Annotated in this window: 3 protein-coding genes; 1 reads left to right on the forward strand and 2 read right to left on the reverse strand. The window is 61.3% G+C overall.

Annotated features, from left to right (window positions below; translation table 11 throughout):
• Positions 1-27 precede the first annotated feature (27 nt).
• Positions 28-276 (reverse strand): hypothetical protein, encoded by a 249-nt coding sequence (locus tag V8324_RS21575; RefSeq protein WP_336421947.1) that lies wholly within the window; start codon positions 274-276, stop codon positions 28-30.
• Positions 264-1,364, reverse strand: coding sequence for a cyclic GMP-AMP synthase DncV-like nucleotidyltransferase (locus V8324_RS21580; RefSeq protein ID WP_336421948.1), 1,101 nt, complete (start codon positions 1,362-1,364; stop codon positions 264-266). The genes V8324_RS21575 and V8324_RS21580 overlap by 13 nt, the downstream gene beginning before the upstream one ends.
• A 305-nt stretch (positions 1,365-1,669) precedes the next feature.
• Between V8324_RS21580 and V8324_RS21585 the strand changes: the two genes are divergently transcribed.
• Positions 1,670-2,194, forward strand: coding sequence for a hypothetical protein (locus V8324_RS21585; protein WP_442970599.1), 525 nt, complete (start codon positions 1,670-1,672; stop codon positions 2,192-2,194).
• Positions 2,195-2,355: the final 161 nt, after the last annotated feature.

Raw genomic sequence — 2,355 nt, forward strand, 5'->3', positions numbered from 1 at the left:
CTCGTCGTCCTCTCCGCTTCGTGGCTATCAGACCACTATCTTGGCACATTGCGATGCCGTCTGGGGAGGGCGGCAACCATCCCATCTGAAAAAGCCGATGAAGACCGAATAGCTTTCGAGCGGTCCCTGGTCGTGCCACACGACGAACTTGCCCTCGACGAGGACAACGTCGTCTTCCCTACTGATGGTGAGCTCGGGCTGGCAGGCGGCTGCGACCCGTTGCACCTCTCGGAACAGTTCGTCTATTTGGTTCGTCAGAGTGGCTACTTCGCCCATGGCTTCGATGTTGTCCCTTCGGATTTGCGTGCCTCCGCGGCACCCCTGAGACGGTCCGCACGGGCTTCGTCGGACAGCGCCGCTGCTATCCCCGAAGCGAGGGCTGGGGCGGCTAGGCCGCTGGAGAACGCGGACTTCGTTTCGAGAGCGCCCTTGGCAGCGGAAGACGCATCTTCCTTGGGTTCATCGAAGAAGCTGTGGGCGAAGACCTTCCGCCAGGCTTTTCGGGCCTCCTTCTCGCCGACGTCGCCGTCCAGCTTGTCGAGCTCCTCCACAGAAGCCTTGGCTTGATCGATCAACCGACCAATGCGGTCCTCGTCCTTGGCGTCGGACACCTGGTCGCCGTTGGCGTATACCGGTGCGTACTTCGACCGGAGGGAGATGTTTCGCAGGGTCTCGCGGATCGACTTGTCGTCGCGACCATCGACCTCGACGTAGCACTCGATGAAGATCGCCGTCGCGACGAGCCCGCCGGGAAAGCTGGAACGCTGACGGTGCCCGTGCGTCGTGGAGTAGAACTTGCCGTAGTGGATGATCCGCCGGAGCTTGCAGCTTCCGTCGGTCACGGGGCTGAGCCCGACCTTGTTCTTGATCCACTCGTTCATCGCGGCGGGATCAGAGGCCACCCACTCGTCGCCCGAAGAGAGTGCGTAGCGATAGCCTGCCTCGGTCCAGCGACGACGGAAGACAGGGAAGTCACACTGGTACCCTTTTGAGTAGACCACGCGGACACACTTCTTCTTGGTGGCCGGTTCGTTCTTGAACCCGCTGCCCTTACGCGCGATCGCCTGCCTGACCCAGTCACGGGTCGTCCGAGGCGTCTTCGCGTCGTCCTGCTCGAAGACGATGCCTAGATCGATATCGTAGCGGCTGTCGGCGTCGTTCTCGGGCGGCTGCGTCATGGTGCGTTGAGCGTAGCCGCCTTGGTTGATCGTCTCCGCGACCTTCGGCTTTTCGAGCTCATCTAGGCCATCCTGGATGCGCTTCAGGTTCCGCTCGCGCCGCGACCGCATGTCGGATTGTTCGCCCGACGTGAGACGGACGTGGTCCTCGTGGAACTTGCGGATTTGTTTTGAATAGTCATACATCTTGCGCCCTCGCTACGGGTTATTATTTACAAGCGGGGTTACAACACAACGCGTTCAAGGCCTCTTAACCAAGAATCGAAGCGGAGAACGAAGCGTGTATCCCCTGTTGCCGTGGAAGTCGCTGTCTGGATTGCTTGGCGCGGCAATAGCGATCGCGGTGTACGTCGACGATGTGGGGAAGTGGTTCGGCCTCTCTGTCCCAGACACCGTGGTCATACGTGTTCTGCCGCTTATCCTGCTGTGTGTCTTCTCCGGCTTTTTCGGGCCGACTGTCTACTACGCCCCCTTGGCGCATGCTCTGGCGAGTGATCCCAGGCCTCAACCGCTGGTTCCTTGACCTTAACGGCGTCTGGGTCGGCACAACGAACTCCAACTGGCCGACCGTGAAGAAGCTCGTCGAGACGGCCCTCAGCACCGGGAGGGTCACGGAGCAGGACCTGCATGACACACCGGAGCAACGGGACGCGATGGCCGTCGAGATCACCAACTCACTGTTCACGCTGAAGATCGCAGCGGGGCTGAGTTCGACCGATGGAGAGTCCCACTCGATCACCGCCAAGCCGTGGCGTCATCAGCACACCGACCGCATCCACCTCTCGTACGTGTACGAGCAGCACACCCTGAACCACGTCGCGACCGACGAGGAGACGCACCTCGGGGCAGCAGACCTGGCGCTGACGACGGAGGACCCCTCAAAGGCCTCAAGGACCTACTGGACGCGGAGGAGCTGGCGCACGGGGCGCAACACCGCTGGGACCCTCGAGCTGTCTCGGCTGGAGCCTCGTAAGGAGAAGGACAGGAGCCTCAGGGACTACGATGCCGCGTGTTGATTGTCATTGAGATCTGACCCGGCATTGTCACCGAGACTTGACCCACCCGGTTGTTATGTTCTGCACGTGACCTGCCCCCCGGAAGTTCCCTCGCTCTGATGTAGAGTCTGCCCAACCTGAAGGAGCAGACGACATGAGGAAAAGCCGGTTCACCGAGGCGC

Source organism: Roseovarius sp. D22-M7 (assembly GCF_037083785.1).
Classification (GTDB): domain Bacteria; phylum Pseudomonadota; class Alphaproteobacteria; order Rhodobacterales; family Rhodobacteraceae; genus Roseovarius.

What these genes read in the sequence shown, in the direction of transcription:
- V8324_RS21575 (WP_336421947.1), bottom strand. Translation starts at nt 276, where the DNA reads ATGGGCGAAGTAGCCACTCTGACGAACCAAATAGACGAACTGTTCCGA.
- V8324_RS21580 (WP_336421948.1), bottom strand. Translation starts at nt 1,364, where the DNA reads ATGTATGACTATTCAAAACAAATCCGCAAGTTCCACGAGGACCACGTC.